The 23651-nt window shown below is 65.0% G+C and carries 23 protein-coding genes; 16 read left to right on the top strand and 7 right to left on the bottom strand.

The features are described from left to right. Window positions 1–33: 33 nt before the first annotated feature. The 6 genes from AC1HIY_RS08875 to AC1HIY_RS08850 are packed head-to-tail and all read right to left on the bottom strand — an operon-like array spanning window position 34 to window position 8118. The gene (locus AC1HIY_RS08875) at window positions 34–1983 is read right to left on the bottom strand and encodes a sulfotransferase (RefSeq protein WP_479576370.1); all 1950 of its coding nucleotides are present in this window, start codon (window positions 1981–1983) and stop codon (window positions 34–36) included. Window positions 1984–2021: 38 nt separating this feature from the next. Further along, a complete protein-coding gene (locus AC1HIY_RS08870; RefSeq protein WP_479576369.1) occupies window positions 2022–4463 on the bottom strand; it encodes a glycosyltransferase in 2442 nt (813 codons plus the stop codon). A gap of 40 nt (window positions 4464–4503) precedes the next feature. Further along, window positions 4504–5517, bottom strand: coding sequence for a sulfotransferase (locus AC1HIY_RS08865; RefSeq protein ID WP_479576368.1), 1014 nt, complete (start codon window positions 5515–5517; stop codon window positions 4504–4506). Continuing rightward, window positions 5514–6119: an HAD family hydrolase gene (locus AC1HIY_RS08860; RefSeq protein ID WP_479576367.1), complete on the bottom strand. Its 606-nt coding sequence runs from the start codon at window positions 6117–6119 to the stop codon at window positions 5514–5516. The genes AC1HIY_RS08865 and AC1HIY_RS08860 overlap by 4 nt, the downstream gene beginning before the upstream one ends. Further along, window positions 6095–7159 carry an ATP-grasp domain-containing protein gene (locus AC1HIY_RS08855; RefSeq protein WP_479576366.1) on the bottom strand — a complete coding sequence of 355 codons (1065 nt, stop codon included), beginning with the start codon at window positions 7157–7159 and terminating at the stop codon, window positions 6095–6097. The genes AC1HIY_RS08860 and AC1HIY_RS08855 overlap by 25 nt, the downstream gene beginning before the upstream one ends. Window positions 7160–7161: 2 nt before the next feature. Continuing rightward, window positions 7162–8118 (bottom strand): Gfo/Idh/MocA family oxidoreductase, encoded by a 957-nt coding sequence (locus AC1HIY_RS08850; protein ID WP_479576365.1) that lies wholly within the window; start codon window positions 8116–8118, stop codon window positions 7162–7164. Between the two features lie 311 nt (window positions 8119–8429). Between AC1HIY_RS08850 and AC1HIY_RS08845 the strand changes: the two genes are divergently transcribed. Beyond that, complete coding sequence (locus AC1HIY_RS08845) at window positions 8430–8747, top strand: putative signal transducing protein (RefSeq protein WP_479576364.1); 318 nt, start codon at window positions 8430–8432, stop codon at window positions 8745–8747. A gap of 6 nt (window positions 8748–8753) precedes the next feature. Here AC1HIY_RS08845 and AC1HIY_RS08840 read toward each other — a convergent pair whose 3' ends face one another. Next, complete coding sequence (locus tag AC1HIY_RS08840; protein ID WP_479576363.1) at window positions 8754–9635, bottom strand: M90 family metallopeptidase; 882 nt, start codon at window positions 9633–9635, stop codon at window positions 8754–8756. Between the two features lie 280 nt (window positions 9636–9915). On the opposite strand from AC1HIY_RS08840, the gene flgF reads away from it, so the two are divergent. From flgF to AC1HIY_RS08765, 15 genes are all read left to right on the top strand, one after another. After that, window positions 9916–10641, top strand: a complete 726-nt coding sequence (flgF, locus tag AC1HIY_RS08835) for a flagellar basal-body rod protein FlgF (RefSeq protein WP_479576362.1) — start codon at window positions 9916–9918, stop codon at window positions 10639–10641. 50 nt (window positions 10642–10691) lie between these two features. Then, entirely contained in the window at window positions 10692–11477 is a 786-nt protein-coding gene (gene flgG / locus AC1HIY_RS08830; RefSeq protein ID WP_479576361.1) for a flagellar basal-body rod protein FlgG, read from the top strand. Between the two features lie 32 nt (window positions 11478–11509). After that, window positions 11510–12220 carry a flagellar basal body P-ring formation chaperone FlgA gene (gene flgA, locus AC1HIY_RS08825; protein WP_479576360.1) on the top strand — a complete coding sequence of 237 codons (711 nt, stop codon included), beginning with the start codon at window positions 11510–11512 and terminating at the stop codon, window positions 12218–12220. 15 nt (window positions 12221–12235) lie between these two features. Then, entirely contained in the window at window positions 12236–12847 is a 612-nt protein-coding gene (locus tag AC1HIY_RS08820; RefSeq protein WP_479576359.1) for a flagellar basal body L-ring protein FlgH, read from the top strand. A 22-nt stretch (window positions 12848–12869) separates the two neighbouring features. Then, window positions 12870–13994: a flagellar basal body P-ring protein FlgI gene (locus AC1HIY_RS08815; RefSeq protein WP_479576358.1), complete on the top strand. Its 1125-nt coding sequence runs from the start codon at window positions 12870–12872 to the stop codon at window positions 13992–13994. Window positions 13995–13997: 3 nt separating this feature from the next. Further along, window positions 13998–14348, top strand: coding sequence for a peptidoglycan hydrolase (locus AC1HIY_RS08810; RefSeq protein WP_479576357.1), 351 nt, complete (start codon window positions 13998–14000; stop codon window positions 14346–14348). After that, window positions 14345–14902 (top strand): flagellar export chaperone FlgN, encoded by a 558-nt coding sequence (flgN, locus tag AC1HIY_RS08805; protein ID WP_479576356.1) that lies wholly within the window; start codon window positions 14345–14347, stop codon window positions 14900–14902. The genes AC1HIY_RS08810 and flgN overlap by 4 nt, the downstream gene beginning before the upstream one ends. A gap of 12 nt (window positions 14903–14914) precedes the next feature. Next, a complete protein-coding gene (flgK, locus tag AC1HIY_RS08800; protein WP_479576355.1) occupies window positions 14915–16306 on the top strand; it encodes a flagellar hook-associated protein FlgK in 1392 nt (463 codons plus the stop codon). A gap of 27 nt (window positions 16307–16333) precedes the next feature. After that, complete coding sequence (flgL, locus tag AC1HIY_RS08795; protein ID WP_479576354.1) at window positions 16334–17257, top strand: flagellar hook-associated protein FlgL; 924 nt, start codon at window positions 16334–16336, stop codon at window positions 17255–17257. A gap of 20 nt (window positions 17258–17277) precedes the next feature. Continuing rightward, window positions 17278–18117, top strand: a complete 840-nt coding sequence (locus AC1HIY_RS08790) for a tetratricopeptide repeat protein (RefSeq protein ID WP_479576353.1) — start codon at window positions 17278–17280, stop codon at window positions 18115–18117. Window positions 18118–18176: 59 nt separating this feature from the next. Further along, window positions 18177–19151: an HDOD domain-containing protein gene (locus tag AC1HIY_RS08785; protein WP_479576352.1), complete on the top strand. Its 975-nt coding sequence runs from the start codon at window positions 18177–18179 to the stop codon at window positions 19149–19151. A 60-nt stretch (window positions 19152–19211) separates the two neighbouring features. After that, entirely contained in the window at window positions 19212–19652 is a 441-nt protein-coding gene (locus AC1HIY_RS08780; protein ID WP_479576351.1) for a response regulator, read from the top strand. Between the two features lie 320 nt (window positions 19653–19972). Next, window positions 19973–21526, top strand: a complete 1554-nt coding sequence (locus tag AC1HIY_RS08775; protein WP_479576350.1) for a Do family serine endopeptidase — start codon at window positions 19973–19975, stop codon at window positions 21524–21526. Window positions 21527–21730: 204 nt separating this feature from the next. After that, the gene (locus AC1HIY_RS08770; protein ID WP_479576349.1) at window positions 21731–22162 is read left to right on the top strand and encodes an ACT domain-containing protein; all 432 of its coding nucleotides are present in this window, start codon (window positions 21731–21733) and stop codon (window positions 22160–22162) included. A gap of 101 nt (window positions 22163–22263) precedes the next feature. Continuing rightward, window positions 22264–23646 (top strand): DUF711 family protein, encoded by a 1383-nt coding sequence (locus AC1HIY_RS08765; RefSeq protein WP_479576348.1) that lies wholly within the window; start codon window positions 22264–22266, stop codon window positions 23644–23646. Window positions 23647–23651 lie beyond the last annotated feature (5 nt).

Genomic DNA, 23651 nt, shown 5'->3' with positions numbered 1-23651 from the left:
CTTCCCGCACGTCGAAGCTGCGATCGCGGCGGCCTATCCCACGGCCGACTTCGCGCCCGTCTCATACGAGAATAGCCCGATAAAGTCAGCGCACAGGTGCTCGACGAGTGCGATTTCCTCAGACGAGAGCACGCCGGCATAAGCGCCGACGCGCGCGTCCGAGATCCCCTTTCCGTAGAGCTTTGAGAACCACGGGCTGTCGGTGCGCGCGGAATAGTCGACGGTCCCGGTGTCGAAGTCGGCGGTTCGGGTCGCGTGAGAGAGGTCGAGGCCGGTAAAGGCCTGAACGTCTTCCAGGACGCCATCCGGGTTCGTGACGAGGTCTTCGTAGCGCACGAAGAGGGAGCGTTCCCAGAATCGTTCGTCCTTCACCGGCCACAGCGACGCATAGAAACCCGTGAAGTACCGGCACAGCCGCTCGATGTCCCGCGCTCTCGTGGCCGCCGCCACGAAGTCGTTTCGGCCTTTCGCAAGCATCTTCTCCCCCACGCGCAGCAACGAAGCCACGACGTCGCGCGGGTCGCGCACCATGCAGATGAACCGCGCCTCGGGCATGAGTTCGAACAAATCGGGAAAGGATTGGGTCATCTCCCGATCTTTGAGCACGAGGTGACGCGCGCCGGCAAAACGGCTTCGCGTGCGGGACACGAAGCGCTCGATGATCTCTGCATTGAATCTCCGGAAGTCTTCCGCATCGTCGAAGAACTGGGGCGTCTGATGCGCCAGGCTGTTTTTTGCGAGACGATAGGAGGTGATCAGACAGCGGAGATAATGCGCTTCGGGCGCCATCTCGTTCGTCGAGTCCGCCTGCGAGAGCAGGATCTGCATGAGGGTCGTGCCGGTGCGCGCGCCTCCGCCCACGAAGTAGACGCGAGGCTCCTCTTCCACCGGTGGAGGAGCCGTAGGCGCGACCTTCGCCGGAGCGGCCACGGGCGCGGCGGCGCGGGGCGAGGCCTCCAGAAGTGTGGCTCGTCCCACGTCGGAGAGCATCGCGACGAACTCGGGCGGCAACTGATCTCGATGATCCCGCAGGTGGGTGAACACTTCGCGCGCCTCCGGCTGGTCCGCCTGGATCCGCCGGTCGAGCAGGAGCCCGGCGACCACCGCCGAGGTCTGTCGGCCGATGCCGTACTTGCTTTCGAAAACCTGTCCCCGATTCAGAAGGATGCGCACCAGCTCCGGCATCGCAAGCCTGCCCGCCTCGCGGAGATAGTGGCCGCCGAGCGTCATCGAGACGAGATTCATGAGGATTACGATGGGTGAGAAACGTTCCCGCGAGGAAAGGGAACGGGGGTGGATGCGGCGCATGCGGCGTCCCGATTCGGCCACGTAAACTTTCCGATCCGGATACCGGGCGCACAGCCGGGCGAGCAGCACGTAGTCCTCGCTCAGCCGGAAGAAGGGCTCCGGCAAGAGCGGAACCATCTCGTCGGTTCGAAAGAGTGACCCGGCCACGAGCGCCCGCATCTCGCCCGTGCGGACGAGGTATTCGAGCACCTTCCGACCGGTCCATCCGTGGAAAGGCCTGCGGTCGTATTGGGGCACGGCCTTCTGATCCGCGGCAAACTTGTGGATCTCCGGCATCGTCACGAAGAGCACGTCGTCGTGGCGGCGCTTGATCTCGGCGGCTTCTGCGAGGAAGGCGGCATAGTCGACGTTATAGTCATCGTCGCCGCAGAACATGTAGTGGCTCGTCTCCACGCTTCGCACGCCCACGCCGATGGCGTGCGCCACGCCCCGGTTCGGCTGCTCGTCAAAGATGGTCACCGTCCGCCCTTCCGTCCGCGCCCGGAGGTCCGCGACGATCTCGGGCGCGCACCCGTCGCACACCATGTGAATGCGGACGCCCTCCCACCGACCTTCTTCGAGGTACTGAAGGAAGTACTCGGTGCGGTTGTACGTCGGGATCACGACGGTGAGGTCGCGGGCGGGATCGAAGGCGTCCGGTGCGGAGGACGCGGGAAGCCATTCCGGGTTCGGCATCGTCGGGTCGGTCAGGGGTGAGAAGGGGCGTGCGGGGTTCAGACGGCGGTGCGCAGGCGGACGCGCTCGGCGAGGCTTTTCTCCCTGGGCGCACGATCCGGACCCGAAGGCGAGACCGTGAGCGAAGCGAGGATCGAGCGGATCTTTGCCATCTGTTTTTCGAGCGAATAGTGCCCTTCGATGAAGGCGCGGTACATGGCCGAATCGTACTCGGGCGACGTGATCATCGCCACCGCTTCATCGACCGTATTGAAGAGCATTTCCTCGGCCCAGATCTCGCCGGCGAACGGGAAGTTATGCACCACCGGCTTGAGCCCCCGCGCCATGCTTTCGGCGATGGCGTAGCCGAAGCTCTCGTGAATGCTCGTCGAGAGGAGATAGTGCTTGTCCTCCAGCCAGGCGGCGATGTCGGACTGCCATCCATCGAGGTGAACGTGGTCGTCGAGGTTCATCGCGTGCACCATGTATTCCCAGTACAGCCGGGTCATCTGGTCTTGAAACTTCCCGGCGACGAAGAGCCGGTAGCGCGGGTCCTCCGCCACCAGACGGGCCATCACCTGAAGCAGCATCATCGGATTTTTCCGGAGGTGGACGTATCCGATGTACGCCAGGTTGAAGCCCGGTTCGCGCGCCTGGAAGGGATAATTGTCGAGGTTGACGCCGTTTTGAACGACCTCCATAGATACCCGATCAGAGATGCGGAATACCGTGTCGTTGAGGATGTGAGCGAGATGATCGGTGACGAGCATGAGACGGTCCACGTGCTCCCACCGCACGTTCGCCGGATAGTTCGTGAAAGCCTCGTACCGGTGAAGTCGGCAGACGATCTTTTTCTCGGACGCCATCGGAAGCGCGGTTCCATGGATGAGCGGTTCGTTGCACCACTCGAACCAGCAGATGTCCGCCCATTCCATCGCTTCGGCGACCCCGTTGGCGCCCGAGACGCGAAACTTACGCACCTCATAGTCCGGGGCGAGCTCTCGCAGGATGTCGTCGAGGAACTGATCGAGGTCTTCGCGTACGATAAAGGCAAGCTTCGGGCTGAGGATCGGCTCGGCGACGCCGGCTTCGCGCAGTTTCTGCCATCCCGGCGCGATCTGCTCGAGCTGATCCCCTTCCGCGATCCGGAGGGCGCGCGTGTAGAGCCGCGCCGCTCGTTCGTGCGCGGCGCGTTCGAGATAGAGGTTGCCGAGCATGAGCAAGGCGGTAAAGTGCTCCGGTTCCCGCGCAAGGCAGGCGGCCAGCACTTGCTCAGCGGTCCTTCCATCCCCTTCCATCATCGCCACGGAGGCTTCGACGGGTGGGAGGTCGCTGTCGTCCGGGAAACGCAGCTTGTGCCGGGCAATGACGGCCCGAGCCTCCTCGAGGTCGCCCGCGGTCAGGGGATCGAAGATGGAGAGGAGGTGCTGGAGACGGGCCTGATCGCTGTGGGGTCCGAAGCCGGCCGCCTCCGCAGCGACGTCCGCGAGCCAGGCGCGATGTTCGTCTGGAACGACGGCCCGAAACTCGGGCGGCAACGCCTCGCGCTGCGTGTGAAGAAAAGCCGCCGCACGCAGCGCCTCGGGCGTCTCGCAGGCAAGCTGCCGTCCTTCGAGCAGGGCAGCAAAAAGCGCCGCACTGTCCTCTCCCACGTCATATGCGGCCTTCAACACCTGCCCCCGGCGCGCGAGTATGCTCTGCAGTTCGGGGAGCGTCAGCGCGCCCGTCTTCATGAGGTAATAGGCTCCCACGAGGACGGAAACCAGGTGCATGGCTACCTTCTCGGGCGTATAACCCTTCACGGCCGTGATCGACTGATCGTGCAGGAGCCGCATGTACTTTCCGGTCGAAGCCACGCGAACGCGGCGGTCCGGATATCGGGCGCACAGCCGGGCAAGCATCGCGAAGTCGTTGGCCATGCGGAAGAACGGCTCCGGCAAGATGTCGAGCAAATCGGAGCGTTCGAACATGACGCCGGCGCCCATGGCGCGCATCTCCCCTTCCTCCACCATCTTTGCGAGCAATTCCGCCCCCGTCATGCCCGCAAGTTCATTGCGATCATACTGCAATGAACGACGTTCTCCCTTAAACTTGTAGACATACGGCATCGCCACCAGGAGCGCATCGGGGTCTTCGCGCATGATCGCCTCGCTCTCGCGAAGGAAGGCGTCGAGGTCCCGGCAATAGTCATCGTCGCCGACCATGACCACCTTCGAGGTTTTCGCCCGCCGGATCCCCTCGCCGATGGTGAAGGCCACCCCCTCGTTTTTCTCGTTGTGATGCGCTTCGAAGCCGTGGACGTTTGCCAGATCATCTATCCGGGCGGCGATGGCCGCCTCCGAACCGTCGTCGACGAGCAGCACCGGCGCGCCGTCCCAGAAGCCGGAGGCGGCGTATTGCTCGAAAAAATCTATGCGATTGTACGTCGGGATGACGATGGTCGCGTCGGGGCGGGCGCGATTCGGATCCGCTTCGTTCGGGGTCTTTTCGTTCGGATGCATGGTCGTGAGGGTTACGATGAGGAAAGGCGAGCGATGCGCGTCAGTTTTGCACGGCAAGCGCGCGGATCAGCTGTTGGATGATGTTTCGCGGGAGCGTGTGGCGACTGCTCAGCGGCAAGCGTTCGGGCAGACGCGAGAGGCTTCTCTCGCCGAGACCGGCGAAGTCGAGGACGCGCGCGATCTCGGCGCGGGGCCGCCGGCAGAGCGATTCGTACTGAACCTCCACGAACGGCGCTCCGGTCGTGCGCAGACCGTTATAGATGTCCTGATAGATCCCGTTGACCTGCAGGGCGATCTGATCCGGCGGGGGCACGTCCTGCGCGTGCGCTTCGTTGGAGGGCCGGGTAGACCAGTACACCCGGGGATCGCCATAGAGCTGCAACCGCGCCCGGTAGATCGACTGCGCGATGAAGAGCGGATCGCGCCGGAGCACGACGAATCGCACGTCGTCGAAGAGGCGGCTGAAGTATTCGACGTTCAAGCCGACGAGATCGCTTTTGACGAAAAACGGCTGGTCGTAGAGGGACATGAGCGCCCGGAGCTCGCCCCGCAGCCCCTCCGTGAGGTGGTCCGGCATGAGCGCCGGCGCCACGCGGTGGGTGTCGCCGTCGAAGACGAGCCAGCGGTTCCAGAAAAAGCCGAATTCGTGCGGCTCGTGCGGCTGCTTCGTGACGCCGTAGGCAGATTCCACCTCCGCCGTGAAGGGCGCCTCCCGCACTCCGAGCTTCTGCTCGATGAGCCCGGCGAGATAGGGCGCTTCCCAGAACCGGGCCATGAAGTTCGTCACGTAGTGGAAGGCCCGTGTGCGCGCCAGCAGTTGCCCGAAGAGCGTCGACCCACTCCTCGGAGGATAGCACAGAATGACCATCGGCTGTCGGGGCGCGGGGGCCTCCGCAGCCAGCCGCGCTTCGATGGGACCAAGCGCGTGGTTCGCCTCGGCAAGGATCTCCTCGAAGGGGTGGTCCACGGCGAAGCGTCCAAGGCGCGGAGCCTCGGGACGCACGCGGGGCGGGCGGGGCTTCCAGGCATCAGGGGACCCATGGGAAGCGCTCATACGGGTTTCGGTATGGGGTGGGGAAGAACGAATTCGGGAAGCATCTCCACGGGGACGAACGGCATCCCGGCAGCCTCGGCAGCGACGCGATCGGACGCGGCATCGCCCACGTAGAGGGCCTCGCCCGGAGCCACCCCGAACCGCCGACACGCCTGCATCAGCCCTTCCGGATCGGGTTTTCCGGACCGTACGTCTTCTTTCCCTACGACGAACGGCGTGAGGCCCTCCCAGACGGGGTTGCGGAAGATGGCCGAAAGTGCCAGCCGGGTGTTCGACGACACGACGGCGCCGGGCCGCTCACCCCGGCTTCGGAGGAGCGCGACCGTCGGCGCGTGGACCGAGGCAGGGTCGAAGCCCGACTGTTCGGCTTCCGCCACGACGGCGCACAGCCTGCCGAAGAGCGCTTCGCCGCGTTCCCGCCGGAGCCGCCGCAGGTTGACGTCGAGGCCGTCCTCCGGCGCCCACGTCCCGCCACTCGCGCGCGTGAGTCGCGCGAGACGGGTCTTGAGAGCGGTCCAGTCCACCGAGAGGCGCGCCATCGTCCCGTCGAAGTCGAGGATGAGGAGCGGCGCTTCGATCATGCGGCGCGTTTCGTCAGCCATGCGTCACCTCTGAAGAGCCGGGGCGCCCGGTCCACGCCGCGCACCCAGTACAGGTCGGCGTCGAGCGGGTTGAAGGTCGGCATCTCGGGGAGGTCCTCCCCGAAAGCCAGCCGGACGTAGTAATACGGCATGTTGCACCCGGCGGCGCTGAAAAAATTGCTCGTCGTAAAGAAGCGTCCCAGGTTGATTTCCGTCACGCAGGGTATGCCCGAGGCATTCTCTTTCATGTCCACGCAATAGACTCCGTGCGGCCGGGCATCGACGGCTTGCACGGCCCGCGCGCCGATGTCGTTCACGTCGTCCCGGTGCACCGTACGCGCGATCGACGGCGACGAGGACTGGCCGCTCGGCATCAGGTTGCCGAAGAGGTATTCCATCCGCTCCCGGGCCATCGAAGTGACCAGTTCGCCGCGATGCCACAGGCTCTGGAAGGCGAACTCTTTGCCCGGAAGAAACTCCGCGAGCATGAAATCCGAAGGCGTGAGGCCCCTGTTCGCCCCCCAGTACCGGATCCATCCTTCCGCCTCGGCGCTCGTTCGGACGGGGAGCGCCGCCCGGGAGCCCGCCCCCCGGACGGCGCGGACCCACACCTTTTCTCCCAGCGCCCGGAGGGCGTCCACGACGGCCGGGAGGTCGTCGAGATCCGCGAGGGCGTGCGAGCGCGGAACCGGCACGCCGGCAGCATCGAGGACGCGGTTGCACGCGAGCTTGTCGTGACACGTGCGGATGGCGGTTTGGGAAGGGAGCAGGAGCCGTGCGGGGATCTCCGCGCGGTGCTCCGAGAGGAACGCCACCTCCACATCCGGCTGGGGATGGACCAGGTCGATGCGTTCTCGTACGAGGATGGCCCGGAGGGCGTCGAGATAGCCGGGGTCGTCACACCGGGGCACGAGGCGACGCTCCTCCACCTCGGCACACGCGAGATGGAACGGGTTCGTGTCCACGCCGACGATGTGGAACGGCTCCTCCGCCATGCGCAGAGAAGCGACGAAGTTGCGCGCGGCGTTGCCGCCTGCGCCGGTGACGAGGATGCGTTTCATGGTCATGAGGCGACGCGGATGACGGGCTGTTTTTTATAGGCGGAGGCGCGGATGGCCACGTCGAGCACGCGGAGTCCATCCTCGCCCGTGATGGCCGGAGGAGCATCCGTGGCCACGGCGTCGAGAAAAGCCTGAAGTTGTGCCAGGAGCGGTTCCCGGTGCCGCACGTACATGTCGCGCACGAGGTAACTTCCGTCGTCCCCCGAATAGCGGCTCGACTCCTGCACGTGGCGGGTGAGCAGATCGGCGCGGATGAGGCGGTCGGCGGTGATCACCTGAATCTCGCGCGCTTTGTACGGTGTGATCCAGTTGGCCGTGAGCTGCGCGCCGACGCCGTTGTTCATCCGGAGAAGGATCGACGCCGTGTCTTCGAAGAGGTCGAAGTTGGCGGACGTGACGCAGAACACCTCCTCGACGGCGGCGCCGGTGAGGAAGTGCACGAGGTCAATGTCGTGCACGGCCATGTCGATGATGACGCCCGCGTCTTTGATGCGCGGCGGTCGCGGCCCCACGCGGACCACGTTGATCGAGATGATCTCTTCGGGGCGAACGGCCTTTTTGATGGCCCGGACGGCCGGATTGAAACGCTCGATGTGCCCCACCATCAGCTTGCGACCGGCGCCTTCGGCGGCGCGGATCATCGCCTCCGCCTCGGCGCGCGTCGCGGCGATGGGTTTTTCGACGAGGACGTGCAGCCCCGCTTCGAGCGCCTGAAGCACGATCTCGTGGTGAAGGGAGGTCGGCGCAGCCACGCTGACGGCCTCGATGCCCGCGTGGAGGAACCCGTTGAGGGTGGGAAAGGCCCGGCAACCGAACCGCCCGGCGCACGCCTCTGCGCGCGCACGGTCTGCATCGAAGACGCCCACGAGGTCGGATTCCGGGAGCTCGGCGTACACGCGGGCGTGGTTGGCCCCCATCGTCCCGACGCCCAGCACCCCCGTTCGAATCTTTTTAATCATAGAGGCACAGAGTCTCGCGCCGCCGACCGTCCTCCCGGACGCGCCTTCGCCGCACATAGATGAACTTCCTCGCTCCTCCCCGGTGCATGACCTGTGCCAAGTCGACGAAAAAGCTACGCGCCCGACCGAAATGGGCCCATTTCGTCCAAAATGCAAACAATTCCTTCGGGACGATGGGAATTTTTCCCACCTGATCACGACGGGCATCGCCCCTCATTGGTCCGATTTTGCCCGGCGGGGGCAAAATGTTCTCCCCGTGCGTAGGGGGTAAACGGACACCCCTCCTCCCCACTCGACCCTTCCTCCTTCCGATGCGACGCATCCACGTCACCCGCGATCTCCACCGGGCGCTCCTCCTTCGTCAGGCCCTCGAGAACCACGGCATTGCCTGTGCGATCCTCGGCGAGCACAGCTCGTTCGGGGCTTCGGCTTTCGGGGGGCTGCTCGAACGCCGGCTGGAAGTGTGGATCCTCGACTCCGGAGCCGAAGAAGCGGCCAGGGGCGTGGCCGAAGCGCTCTTCGATCCGGGCGAGGCGACGTCCCTGACCGGTTGGACGTGCCCGGGGTGTGGAGAACGGATCGAGGCGGCGTTCACGGCGTGCTGGCGATGCGGGCGCGATCGCGCATGAGTCCGATCAGGGCCGGGGCTCCGCCTCGGGCGTGCGGGGGTCGAGGTTGAAAAATGCCTTGAGCGCTTCGAAAAGCCGGGGATGTCGGCGCGCCAGCTTGTGCGGGCGCTCGAAAAAGTTTTCCACCGCCACGGCAAAGAACTCGGCGGGGTTCGTGGCGGCATACCGGCGAAGCAACGACCGCCCCGTCTTGACGCGGTGCATCTCCCGATGGACGAGCTTGATCCAGGCCGCCGCCGAGGCGGGATCCATGAGGGAAGGGACGCCGTCGGCGAAGTTGTTGTCGTAGTCGAGGAGGTGCGCCAGTTCGTGCAGCACCACGTTGTTTCCGTCGGCGGGGGCGGCCCAGCCCATCTCCATCGCCTTGACCGAGAGGATGACCGGTCCCTGCGCGTGGACCATCCCTTCGTAATGCGCCTCGCGGGTATCGTAATAGTCCTCGTCGAAGTGGTCGGGGTAAAAGAGGAAGGAGCGGTTCGTCGAGAACGCCCAGTCGGGGCGGCCGTGGAGCATGAGCGCGGCTCCGGCGGCCACTTCGAGCAGGAGCCGGTCCGTGATCTCCACGCCGTCGACGGCCTCGAAGGTCTGGTCGGCGATAAAGAGCCGGACGTCGCGTTCGAAACGGGCGCGGCCTTCATCGTCGAGGTGATGGTAGAAAGGCACGTGTCGGTGCAACCAGGCGCGGTGCGCCTCGGGGAACGGTTTCCGGCTCGCCCGGAGGCGGGCGACGCTCTTCCGCAGTCCCCAGCCGAGGACCACCACCGGCGCTGCGAGGCCGAGCCACTCGCCGTTCGGCCACAGGTTCGCCCCGATGACCGCCAGCGCCAGGCCCGTAAGCGCCGAGATCACCAGCAGGAAGATGAGACTGGAACGGCGAACGATGCGCATGAAGGCGGAGCGTAGAGGAACGGATGCGGCGAGAACGTACGGTGTGGCCTTCCCTGAATCACCGGGCTCCCGGTGAGGTTCCTCGGGGGACCGGAGGGCCGGCGTCCCGGCGCAGGCAACCGGGCTCGTAGGCGTCCCGGCCGTTAGAAAAAAATGCCCGTCGTCCGGGAAAATGATGCCGGACGACGACCCGCAAGCGGCGCATGCGCCTCGATTTCGCAGATTCGATCCCTGGCAGATCGTTTGTATCACGGACGGACGCCATTAATCCGTACGTGCTATGCTGCTTCGTCTTCGTAATAGTGTTGAGGCCATGAGCCGGATGGTGCGCCAGCAGGAGCGCATCGCCAACAACCTCGCCAACGCCAACACCGTCGGCTTCAAACGGGATCGGACCTTTACGCAGATCCTTAATGAAGAAATCGATGCCGAGGGCGCGCCCCGGAGCGACAAGCTCGTGCAGCAATGGGCCGACCTGGCGCCCGGCGCTTTCGAGCAGACGGGCAACCCTCTCGACGTGGCCCTTCAGGGAGAAGGGTTCTTCGAGTTGGCCGATGAGGCTTCGGGCGAGACCCGCTTCACCCGCGCGGGTCGCTTCACGCTCGACGCCGACGGCACGCTTCGAGACGCCTTCGGATACGCCGTTCAGGGAGACGGCGGGCCGATCCAACTCTCCCTTCAGAACGGCGGCCCGATCACCATCGCCCGTGACGGCTCGATCCGGGTGGGCGAAGAGCAGGTCGGGAAGATCCGCGTGGTCACGTTCGACGACGTCGATCGCCTCCAGCGCCTCGACGGCGCCGCCTTCGACGCCGCCGGCATGGAACCCGTCGACGTGGAGACGCCGGACGTGCGCCAGGGCTTCCTCGAACAGAGCAACGTCGACGCCATCTCGGCCATGACCGAGATGATCGAGTTTTACCGGCTCTTCGAATCCCAGCAGAAAAGCATCCGCACCGAAGACGAGATCCTCGGACGCATCACCCGTGAACTGGGCAAATTCTAGACTTTCCTTTTTCAACTGAACCGCCAACCACCCACTTTCCGTACTTCGTTATGCTTCGAGCCATCCGCACCGCCGCCACCGGCATGAGCGCCCAGCAAGCCGGCGTGGACAACATCGCCAACAACCTCGCCAACGCCAACACGGTCGGGTACAAGCGGTCGAACATCGTTTTCCACGACCTGCTCTACCAGACCATCCAGGCCAGCGGCGAAGGCGAGGCACAGAATGCGCGCCCCGCCTCGCTTCAGATGGGGCATGGCGCTTCCGCCGTCGCGACGGTCCGCAATTTCACACAGGGCAGCCTCCTCGACACGGGCAACGTGCTCGACCTCGCCATCAACGGAGACGGCTTCCTTCAGGTCCAGCGCCCGGACGGCTCGATCGCCTACACCCGCGACGGCACCCTGACGCGCAACGCCGAGGGCTCGCTCGTCACGCAGACCGGCCTGGCCATCGAGCCGGACATCAGCATCCCTCCCGATGCCGTCGAGGTCCACATCAGCATGGACGGCCTGGTGTCGGTGCGGATCGACGGAGAGCCCGAGATGGTGCAGATCGGACAGTTCGAACTGGCGCGGTTCTCAAACCCTGCCGGCCTCAACCCGGTCGGGGGCAACCTCTATGAGCAGACCGAAGCCAGCGGCGAGCCGACCGTCGGCACACCCGGACAGGACGGCGTCGGTGTGCTCATGCAGGGCTATCTCGAATCCGCGAACGTGGACGTCGTGCAGGAGATGGTCAACCTCATCGCGGCTCAACGCACCTATGAGTTAAACTCGAAGATGGTCACGACGAGCGAAGAGATGATGCAGGTCTCGAACAACATGAAGCGTTAACCCTGACCGACCGGTAGTCCTACGGCATGCTTTTGCGACTCACCTTTTTCTTTCTCGCCTTCACGGCTTCGTCCGGCTTCGTCCGGGCGACCGTTCCGCCGGTTTCGGAGCGCATCCGCGTCGCCGCCGAGGCCGCCCTGGCCGAGCATTTTCCCGGCGAGGCGCACCGGCTACAGGTCCGCGTGATCCGCACGGGAGGCGCAGTGACGGACGAGGCGGGCCTGAAGGTGACGTTCCAGTCGAGCGATGCGATGCCGCGCGCGCACGCCAAGGTGGACGTGTGGCGTCAGGCAAGCGACGGGTGGACGAAAGCCGGGTGGGCGCTCCTTTACGTGTCCCACTTCGACTCGGTGGTCGTCGCCCGGGAAAGCATCGCCCAGGGCGGAGCAGTGACGCCGGAGCAGGTGACGTTCGCCTGGATGGACGTCACGGGCTTCCGGGGCGAGCCGCTTCGTCCGGCCGCCTACCGCACCCTCGCCCGCGACGACGTTTTCGCCGCGCGACCGCTTCGGGAGCGTCGCCCCCTTCGCGCGGGCGATCTCCGTCCCCCCTTCGCCGCGAACACCGGGGACGCTGTGCTGATGCAGTACCGGCGTGGCAAGATCACCCTTCGGATGGCGTGCAAGGCCCGTGAACCCGGCTTCATCGGCGACGTCATCCGTCTGTACAATCCCGACACCGACACCATGTACCGCGCCCGCCTGACGGCTCCCGGCGTGGCACAATGGATGGAAACACGCTAAGTGAGGACTTCGATGATGCACCGGCTGATAAAGACGTATGGTCCCCGCGTGATGGTCACGCTCCTGATGCTCGCGCCCGCCCTGCCCGCGTGGGCTCAAAACTCCATGTTTTCAGATTTCAAGGCGCGGAGCGAGGGCGACATCATCACCGTGATCCTCTCCGAACGGACGGCGGCGCAACGGGAGAGCGGTTGGAAGAACAAGTCCAACTCGAAGGTAGGAGGCTCCTCGAGCCTCGCGGGCGGAAGCAGTCTCTCCGGGAAATTTGCCGTCGACGCGAGCTTCAACAAATCGGCTCTTCACGAGAACGAGTCGGTGCAGAGCGACCTGCTCAGCGGGACGATGACGGCGATCATCGTGAAGCGGGATGCTGCGGGCAACCTCTTCGTGCAAGGGGAGCGGCAATTGAGCGTCAACGGGGAATCGCATGTGATGCGGATCAGCGGCTTCGTTCGGGCCAATGACATCCGCCCCAACAACACGGTCATGTCCTACCAGATCGCCAACGCTTCCATAGAATATCACCGGAAGGGCGGCATCACCCGGAGCTTCTTCAAACCCGGCCGGCTGGCGCGTCTCGGGGCCCTGGCAATCCTTGGCGGCGCGGTTGCTTTCGCCCTGAAATAACCCTGAACCTGCGCCTTTCATGATGGCACGATTTAGAACCTATCTCCTCGTTGCGCTGACGGGTCTGGCGCTGGCCGCGCCCGTTCACGGTCAGCACAGCAACTCCGCCCGTTTGAAGGACCTCGTGCGCATCGAGGGCGCGCTTCCGTTGCAGCTCACGGGCTTCGGCCTGATCGTCGGGCTCGACGGCACGGGCGACCGCGTGCGAGGGCGGCGCGGCTCGCCGCACACGGTGCAGAGCATCGCGAACATGCTTCAGCACTTCGGCATCACGGTCGATCCGGCCCTCGTCACGGCGCGCAACGCCGCCGCCGTCATGGTCACGGCCACCGTCGATCCCTTCAGCTCGCCCGGCAGCCGCGTCGACGTGACGCTCTCTTCGCTCGGCGACGCCCGTTCGCTCTCCGGCGGCATCCTCCTGCAGACGCCCCTGCTCGACGCGAACACCGGCGAGGTGTATGCGACGGCCCAGGGTCCCGTCTCGACCGGCTCGGTCCTGGCCTCCTCCCTCGGATCGAGCGTACAGGTCAACCATACGAACACGGGGCGCATCCCCGGCGGCGGCTTCGTCGTGAAGACCCCGCCGTTCGATTTGAATGCGACGACGGCCCTCGGTCTCGTCCTCAAACGACCGGATTTCACGAACGCCGCGCGCATCGCCGAAGTCATCAACACACAGTTCCCCGGGGTCGCCGAGGTGTCGCACGCCGGGCTCATCCGTGTAAAGACGGGTGCGCATCCGGGCGGCGTCTCCGGTTTCATGGCGGATCTGGAAGCGATGGAGATCGAGGTGGATCTGCCGGCCCGCGTCGTCATCAACGAGCGCACGGGGACGGTCGTCGCCGGCGGCAACGTGCGCATCAGCGAAGTGATGGTGACCTACGGCAGCCTCATCGTCACCACCCAGGCCGACCCCTTCGTTTCGCAGCCGCCGCCGTTATCGGGCGGTGAGACGGTGGCCGGCGCGGCGGGGACGGCCGGCATCGAGGAGGAAGGCACCCGCTCGGTGGTCCTGCCGCCGAACACGGACGTGAACCAGCTCGCCGGCGCATTGAACGACCTCGGCCTCACCGCCCGCGACGTGATCGCCATTTTCCAGGCCATCGACCGCTCCGGAGCCCTCCAGGGTGAACTCGTAATCCTTTGAGCCATGCAGATCAACGAACAAAACCTCACCACCGGACCGGTCGCGCCCGGCTCCTCCGATGCCCTGAGCCGGGCACGGACGCCGGAAGAAGCCGCGAAACAGTTCGAGGAGATTCTTGCCCGGCAGTTCGTCAAGACGATGACGGACGGTCTCTTCAAGACGAGCCTCGCCGGAAAAGACGCCCCCGGATGGATGGAGACGTACCAGAACACCCAGCGCGACGTGCTGGCCGACGAACTGACGAAGCATCTCGTCCAGAGCGGCACGCTTCGGCTCTCCGACCTGCTTCTGCGCCAGTGGACCGGCGCCGAAGCATCCCCTGACGAATCGACCCCCGACCGGACCCTGCCATGACCTCGCTCCCGGAATCTCCGAACAGGAACGGCCTGCTCAGCATCGCCGGACGTCTGCGCGACACCCTTCGACAGGAGGAAGAGACGCTTGCCCGCCTGCACGAGACGTTCAACGATCAGATCGAGGCGTTGCGCCGCCACCAGCACGAGGTCCTGGAATCCTCGACGGCGCAGGTCAACGAAGCCGTGCACGCGATGGAAGGGCTCCGAAAGGCGCGGGAGCGTCAGGCCCGGTTGCTCGGACGGCTGCTCGGCCTCGAAGGCGGCGACGTCTCGCTCGAGGGCCTCGCCGCGGCGCTCGAGAACCTTCCCGATGCCGCCGGCGAGGCGCAAAGGCTCCGCGAGGCCCGCGGACGGATCCACGAACGCGCACGTCAGACCCGGCAACGCTGCGAAGCGTTCGAGTTTGCGCTGCAGTATGCCGTCAAGCTCGGGCGCGAGATGCTGCAGGTCATGCAAGACCTCGACGTGCCGCCCCCGGCCCGCATCTACACGGCCTCGGGCGATGCCACACAGACGGCCCAGCCCCGTTCTCTCGTCAACAAAATGGGGTAACCGCACCGACCCATGAGTATCAATCAGCTTTTTCAGATCAGCCGCCGTTCGTTTCAGACCCTCGACGCCGCCATGAACGTGGTGGGGCAGAACGTGTCGAATGCCGAGACGGAAGGATATCACCGGCGGCGCGTGACGCTGGAAGCCACCGACTTCGTGGGGCGTGGGATCTACAGCCGTTCCATCGGTCCCGGCGCAACGGGCTACGGCGCCTCCATCGGCTCGTATGACCGCGTGCGCGACCAACTGCTCTCGAAGGCGACGTGGGAAGCGAAAAGCGGTCTCGGGTACGCCGAGGAAAAGAACCGCATCATGAGCTCGGTCGAAGGCCTCTTCCCCACCGGAACAGGCTCGCTCGACAGCCAGCTCAACGATTTCTGGAACGCATGGAGCGACCTGGCCGACAACCCGCTCGGAACGGCGGAGCGCCTCAACGTACGCAACCAGGCCGAGACCTTTGCCGACACCCTGAACCGCCTCGACGCCGACCTGACGTTTCTGCAATCTCAGACGGAATCCGACCTCTCCGACGGCGTCGACGCGGTGAACGACCTGTTGACCCGGATCGCGGAGCTCAACCGCACCATCGCGCAGGCCGATAATCAGGGCACCCCCGATTTCGCCGCGCAGGACGCGCGCGATCAGTTGGTGAAGGACCTCTCCGAATTCGCGCCCGTCCGTGTGAGTGAGAGCGGGAACGACGGCTACCTCATCACCATCAACGGCATGGCCGTCGTGCAGGGCGACGTCACCACCCCTCTGGCGCTGGATTTGAGCGGGAGCGCGCCCGTCCTCTCCTTCGGCGACTCGGGCGTCACGCTCAATACGGGCGGGACGGACGACGGAAAGTTCGGCGCGTGGGTGAGCGCCCTCACCGACGATCTGCCCGATGCCCGCGCCGCCCTCGACGAGATGGCGAGCACGCTCGTCACGGAGATCAACGCGCTCCACAGCGGCGGATACGGCCTCGACGGGAGCACCGGCATCGACTTCTTCGATCCCTCCGGCGTGACGGCGGGCACGATCCGCGTCTCCGACGACGTCCTCGCCGACGCCAACGTCATCGCCGCCTCCGGGGACGCCGCCGCCGAGGGAGACAATGCCGTTGCGCTCGCGCTGGCCGACCTGCGCAACGCCCCGCTCTTCAACGGGGGAACCGACACCGCCGAAGACTTCGCCATCAACCTCGTCAGCGACATCGGCGCACAGGTCGCCACGACCGCCACGATGGCCGAGAGTCAGACCGGCGTGGTCGATTACCTCGACGCCATCGAGAGCGGGGTATCCGGGGTCTCCATCGACGAGGAAATGACTCGCATGATCGAGCTTCAACAGTCCTTCGCCGCCACCGCCCGCGTGCTCGACACCGCGCAGCGCATGATGGACACCCTCCTGGCCCTCTAATCCGACGAACCCCAACTCCGCCTTTTCATGAGATCGATCAGCCTCGCCCGACAGATCAGCCTCGACAGCGTCTCGCTGGAGCGTATGCTTCAGGTGCGTCAGCGGGACCTGGCCGGGTATCGCGAACAGCTCTCGACGGGGCTGCGCGTCAACCGTCCCTCCGACGACGCCCAGAGCTTCTCCCGGGCGCGCAAGCTCGAGGTGATCACGAATCGATACGATCAGTACGAGCAGTCCATCGTCGTCGCACAGAGCTGGGTGGATCATACCCAGGATAACCTCAACACGCTCACCGACCTCTTCACGAGCGCGCATGAAGAAGCCATCCAGGCCGCCAACGACACCCTGTCCGACGAGGACCGGGAATCCATCGCCTCCAGCCTCGAGAGTTCCCTCTCCGAGATCCTCGACGTGCTGAACACCAGGGTAGATGACGAATACCTTTTCGCCGGCACGAACACGACGGTGCGGCCTTTCGAGCAGGACGGCTCCGCCACCGCCGACGGCGCCGGCATCACCTACTACGGCAACGACGAGGGCCGCACCCGGGCCGTCGGCCCGGACGTGAACCTCGACGTGAACATCACCGGGCAGCGGATCCTCGACACCGGCTCCGGCTTCACGATCACGGAAGCCTTTCAGGGAATGATCGACGCCATCCGCACGAACGACGCGACCCAGATCGACACCGCCCTGGGCGACCTCATCACCGCCCGCGACCACCTTCTCGACACCGCGACCGAGGCCGGCAACCTGGCCAACCGCCTCGACCGAATCAACGAACAGCTCGGAAGCGCCCGCATCGAATTCGAGAGCCGGCGCTCGTATTACGAAGATGCCGACGTCACCGAGGTCGTCCTTGATTTGAACCGCACGGAGACGAGCCTTCAGGCCACGCTCCAGATGATGGCCACCCTCCAGCAGAACACCCTCCTTGACTTCCTCCGATAAACAACCCCGTGCCAAGAGCTATGCTACGCAAAATCACGACCCGACAGACCCAGGGATTCCTCGCCAACTACCGGTTGCCCGACCTCGGCTTCACGCCGCATGAGAAGCTGCCCGAGACCATTCACCCGATATGGGATGCGCTCCACACGGGCAACCCGGCCCTGGCGCTCACGCGGGCCCGGCACATCCTCGACGAGCAGCGGCTCTTCGCCGCAAGCGAGCGCGCCGCATTAAAGGTGGGGTTGGCCGCTGCCGAATTATACAGTGGAGCCACCGACCGCGCGCGGAGACAGGCCGGTCGTTCCCTCGACCTGTTCCCCGAACAGTGGTCCGCCCACCGGATTCACCTGTCGATCCTTGCCGTTCAGCGCGCCTTCAAGGCAGCCTACATGCATCTGTCGAACCTGGAAATCGCCCGGCCGGTGCCGGTATGGGATGAGCCGCTCCGCCGCATCGACCGGCTGCACGCGCTCGCGTCGTGGAGCTGGAGGCTGGGCGAATGGGAAACGGTCGCCGGGCATCTGAACGAAGCCTATCCGAAGGGTCTCCCGTCGATGCCCACCGAGGTCCTGGAAGACTGGTTCCGGCTCTCGCTCTACCGCAACCGCCCCGAGGATGCCGCCGCCGCCGCCGCGATCCTGATCGCCGAGCGTCCCGCCGAACTCGCCGACGAACTGCTTCAGACCATCGTCCAGAGCGGATGGACCAAAGAGGCCCTGCCGCTCTACCGAAACGCTTTCTCGCGCGAGCCGCAGAGCCAGCTCCTCCGCCGTCGGCTGGTGGCGCTGTGCATCCGCGAGGGGAAGCTCGACGAGGCCCGCGCCCTCACGAAGCCGGGCGCTCTCAGCCTTGCCGCCTGAATCACCCACGATGTGCCCTCTCCCGGAGGGGACGTCCCAGTTTCCGAGCCGTAATGAGTATGCACGGATCATCAAACGGCGTTAAGGGGCGGTTTCGCCCGACGTTGAGCAATCTGGAACTGCGCAGCCCGCCGCTGCCTCAGACCCTCGTGGAGGCGATGGATCTGATCAACCAGCCGGACCAACTCGAGATGGAGCCGGTGACCACCATGGTCGAGCGCGACCCCATCGTGGTGGCGCGGTTGCTTCAGATCGTCAACTCCGCATACTACGGGCTCCAACGCTCCATCGACAGCGTGGAGCGGGCCGTGGTGATGCTCGGTCCCGTGGCGGTGACCGGCATCGTGATGGGGATGAACATGCTCAAGCTGCGTTCCGCCCTCGAAGGTCCGGCCTCCAGGCTCTATCTGCGCCTCATCCGCCACAGCATCGCTACGGCTTTTCTGACCCGCCATCTCATCGAGGGACCCCCGCGGTTGCACATGCCCCGCCGCAAAACAAAAAACATCGGGGCAAGCTTTACCGCCGGTTTGCTCCACGACTTCGGGAAGATCATCCTCGTCTACAACTATCCCGACGACGCCGTCGAACTCTACGAACGCCAGACCTACGACCAGCAGATTCTCTCCGGAGACATGCGGGGACTCGAACAACTCCTCTTCGGCTGCGACCACACCGAGGCCGGCGAGTACGTGGCCCGCAAGCTCGGCTTCCCCGACGCCCTCACCGAGGTGATCCGTCTTCACCACGACTTCGACCGGGACACCGGAGACGAGTCCACGAACCGGCTCCTTCGCGCCACGGCCGCCGCCAACATGATGGCCAAAGCCATCGGCTACTCGTTCACGCACAAAGTATCTTGGGACCACTGCCGGAATCATGCGCTCTGGGACAAGATCATCACTACCGACCTGCCGCAGTTCGAGACTTCGGACGCACTCTTTGCCGAGCTTGAAGCAGAACGAGAGCACCTCGACTATTACGTCCAGAACCTGACCTCCACCACACTCTCAGGCGTAAAAAAGCTCGGATAATCCCCACCAGCCGTATCTTCTCCACCACCACCCCCGCACTCCGAGAGCTCACCTTTCATCATGAACATCCTGATCGCCGATCAATCCACCACGGTCTGTCGAATGGTCCGCAACACGTTGCAACCGGCGGGCATAATGGATCTTTTTGAGGTTACCTCAGGATCACAGGCCGTCCAGCTTGCCACGGCAAACGGCATTTCCGTCATCATCACCGGAGCGGATCTCGAAGACATGAGCGGGCTGGAACTGACCCGAACGCTGCGAGAGACCCCTGGACACGAACACACCCAGGTGGTCCTGTTCTCCTCGAAAGGGACGCCGGAGGATGTGCTCGACGCGGTGAATGCGGGCGTGAACTTCTATGTCATCATGCCCTTCAGCCATGCGTTGCTCGTCCAAAAGGTTAAAAGGGCCATAGCGCGCGCGCGGAAACTCGAGGCCCAGGCTCGAAAGCAAACGCCGGCCCCCGGCAAAGGCTACAAGCGCCGTCAGGTGTTGTGACGCCCGCGCGTGCGCTCCGCTTCCCCCCTTCTCTCCAGAGCCGCAGGCTTTTCCGCCGCCGCATACGAATTCCCCTCCCTGCTCCGTTTATCGCCTGACGCGCGCCGAAAGCGACCCGTCCCGCGGCCCTTCCCGGACAGGGCGATGATGGATGCTCCTTCGGCGCCCCGCCCGGTCGGCATGCTTTTTTCTTCCACTCCGGCGCTTGAGATCAAGCCTGTTCTTCTGCCAGATTGACGGTAGAACCCTTTATCCTACTCACAAAGCCGGTGACGCCGTTCACTTTTCGCGTCACCTTTTCAAATACAGAGAGGACACCTATGCGTATTCAAAGCAAAACTTCCGCTCTCGTCCTCGTGGTGGCTGCCTTCCTTGCAGGCATTCTTTTCACCACGGCGGGCGCGAACCTTTTCACCTCCGGCGCTGCCTGGACCGAGGCGAGCCACGCCGCAGCCTTCAACGACAGCGCCGAAGCGCCCGTGCGGCTCGGCAGCGAAGCCCGCAACTTCGAAGAGGCGTTCATCCAGGTATCCGAGACCATCAATCCAACCGTCGTTCAGATACATTCGGAGAAAGTGGTCCGGCAGCAATTAACCAATCCCTTCGAGGGCACGCCCTGGGAAAACTTCTTCAACGCGCCGGGCGGCGATCAGAACCGTGAGTTTCGCTCCCAGGCGCTCGGCTCCGGCGTCATCATCCGCTCCGACGGCTACATCATCACGAACAACCACGTGATCGACGGCGCCGACGAACTCGAAGTCAAACTCTTCGACGGAGAATTCTACGAGGCGCAGGTGGTCGGGAGTGATCCCGCCAGCGACCTCGCCGTCATCAAGGTCGACGCCGAGAATCTGCCCGCCATCACCTTCGGCGACATCGGCACGGTGCGCGTGGGGCAGTGGGTGCTCGCCTTCGGTTCGCCGCTCTCCGAGGATCTCGGCAACACCGTCACGGCGGGCATCGTGAGCGCGATGGGGCGCACGAGCGTCAACCTCAGCCAGCTCAACACCTTCGCGGCGTTCATCCAGACCGACGCAGCCATCAACCCGGGCAACTCGGGCGGCCCGCTCGTCAACCTGGAAGGACAGCTCATCGGCATCAACTCGGCGATCTTTTCGCGCTCGGGCGGCTATCAGGGCATCGGCTTTGCCATCCCCGTCGACGTGGTGAAGAACGTGACGGACCAGCTCATCGAGAGCGGCAGCGTTCGCCGGGGCTATCTGGGCGTCCTCTTCGGACGGGTGAGTCCGGCCCTTGCGGAAGCCTGGAACGTGCCGCGCGGATCGGCGCTGGTCTCGGAGGTCCAGCCCGGCACCCCCGCCGACGAGGCCGGCCTCAAGGAAGGCGACGTCATCGTCGCCGTCGATGGACGGGAGCTTCAGGACAATTACCAGCTCCTGACCATCATCGGCAACAAGCACCCGGGCGACACGGTTGACCTCACCTATGTGCGCGACGGCGAACGCCACACCACGACCGTCACGCTCGGCACGCGCCCGGATGACCGCACCGCCGAGGCGGAAGGACCGCGCCCGAAAGACCGGAACTCCGACGTGATGAAGGAGGACCTCGGCTTCGAGATCCGCAACCTCACCCCGGCCACCGTGGAGCGGCTTGGCCTCACCGACCAGGACGTGACCGGCGTGCTCGTCGTCAACATCGACGAAAACAGTGACGCCTTCCGGGAAGCCGAACTCTTGCAGTACGACATCATCACCGAGATCGACCGCAAACCCGTCCGGAACGCGGCCGAGTTTCAGGAGATCTACGACAAGATCGAGCCCGGCAAGACGTTCATCGTCAAAGTCGCCCGCGTCACGCGGGGCGGACAGGTGAACGCGTTCTTCACGGCGCTGACCAAACCCAAGAAATAGCCTCCTCTTTGCGAAGTAGAGAAAGCCGCGCTCGGAAACGGGCGCGGCTTTTTTTTGGACCGCAGAGACGAACGGCTCCTTTCTTCAAACTTCCCCGGAGATGGACGGTGGAGCGTGAGCCGGAAATTTGGTATGTTGGCGGGACTGTGTGGACCGGGGCCTCCACCGCTCCGATCCTCTTCCCTCCGACCGAACCCGATGCTCATGACCCAGATCCGCCGCCTCGTAGAACGCGTCACCGAAGCGATGGGCCCGGACGCCACCCCGGACCGGGTGGAAGCCGTGGCTCAGGTCGTCCTCGACGAAGTATACGGCGAGGCAACCACGCCCGCGCCCGAGGCTCCTTTCGTCTCCCCCGAGCCGGGCGAACGCGCCATCATTACGGCGTACGGCCTGGACAGGCCCGGCATCCTCGCGGCCATCACGAACGTCGTCTCGGACGCCGGGTGCAACATCCTCGACGTCTCACAGAAAATCCTTCAGGGATACTTCACGCTCATCATGCTCACCGACATCACGAACATGCGCGGCGACGTGCGCACCCTTCAGCAAAAGCTCTCCGAGATCGGGGAACGGCTGCAGGTCCGCATCATCGTTCAGCATGAGGACCTCTTTCTCGCGATGCACCGTCCCTGACCGGCGCACCTTCCGACGCGTGGCGACGTATCGCGTCGGAGCACGTCCCGTGAACCTCTCTTTTTCCCGAACCCCACTTCCTCGAATCTCCGGTCTCCTCCATGCGCTACGACATCCGAGAGATCATCGACACCGTACAGATGCTCGAGGTCGAAAACTTCGACATCCGGACGATCACGCTCGGGATCTCGCTTCGTGACTGCAGCAGCCGTCTTCCGCAGACCGTGCGCGCCCGGGTCTACGACAAGATCCGGCGGACGGCGGCGCACCACGTGCACGCGGCCGAAGAGGTGGAGGCCCTCTTCGGCGTTCGGATCACGAACAAGCGCGTCTCCGTGACCCCGATGGCGCTCGTGGCCGACGGCGCTTCGCGAGACGACTTCATTGCCCTCGCCCAGATCCTCGACGTGGCGGCGGACCACGTAGGGATCGACTACATTGCCGGGTTCTCGGCGCTCGTCGAGAAGGGCATGACCGCCGGCGACCGCGCGCTCATCGAGGCGCTCCCCGAAGCGATGGCGACCACGGAGCGGGTCTGCGGCTCGGTCAATTGCGGCTCGACGGAGGCCGGCATCAACGGCGACGCCGTCCTCGCGATGGCCCGCGCCGTGAAGGAGACGGCCCGGTTGACCGCCGACCGTGACTCCATCGGATGCGCCCGCCTCGTGGCTTTTTGCAACGCCGTCCAGGACAACCCCTTCATTGCCGGGGCTTTTCACGGGGTGAGCGAGCCCGAGGCTACGATCAACGTCGGCATCTCCGGGCCGGGCGTCATCCTCCGCGCCGTCGGTGAGGTGGGCGCCTCGGCGAGCTTTGGGGCGCTCGCCGACGCCATCAAGCGCACCGCCTTCAAGATCACGCGCGCGGGCGAGCTCGTCGGGCATCGATGCGCCGAGCTCCTGAGCCGGAAGACCGGCATGCCCATCTCCTTCGGCGTCGTCGACATCTCGCTCGCGCCCACGCCCGCCGAGGGCGACTCCATCGCCGAAATCCTCATCGCGATGGGGCTCGAAGACGTGGGCGCCCCCGGCACGACGGCCGCCCTCGCCCTCCTCAACGAGGCCGTCAAGCGGGGCGGGCTGATGGCCGCCCGCCACGTCGGCGGCCTCAGCGGCGCGTTCATCCCCGTCGCCGAAGACGAGGCGATGGTGCAGGCGGCCATGAAAGGTCACATCACCCTCGAAAAGCTGGAGGCCATGACGGCCATCTGTTCCGTGGGGCTGGACATGGTGGCCGTCCCCGGCGACACGCCCGTGGAGACCCTCGCCGGGATCATGCTCGACGAGTTCGCCATCGGCATGGTGAACGACAAGACGACCTCGTGCCGCCTCATCCCCGTGTGGGGCAAAGGCGTCGGCGAGGTGGCGGACTACGGCGGGCTCCTCGGCCGCGCGCCCATCATGGCCGTCTCCACGCTCTCGAACGCGCCCTTCGCCCTTCGCGGCGGGCGCATCCCTGCTCCCATCCGGAGCCTCACGAACTGACGCGC

It is taken from the genome of Rhodocaloribacter sp. (assembly GCF_056451265.1).
Note: the sequence above shows the minus strand (reverse complement) of the source record. Positions and strands in the feature narration are given on the sequence as shown.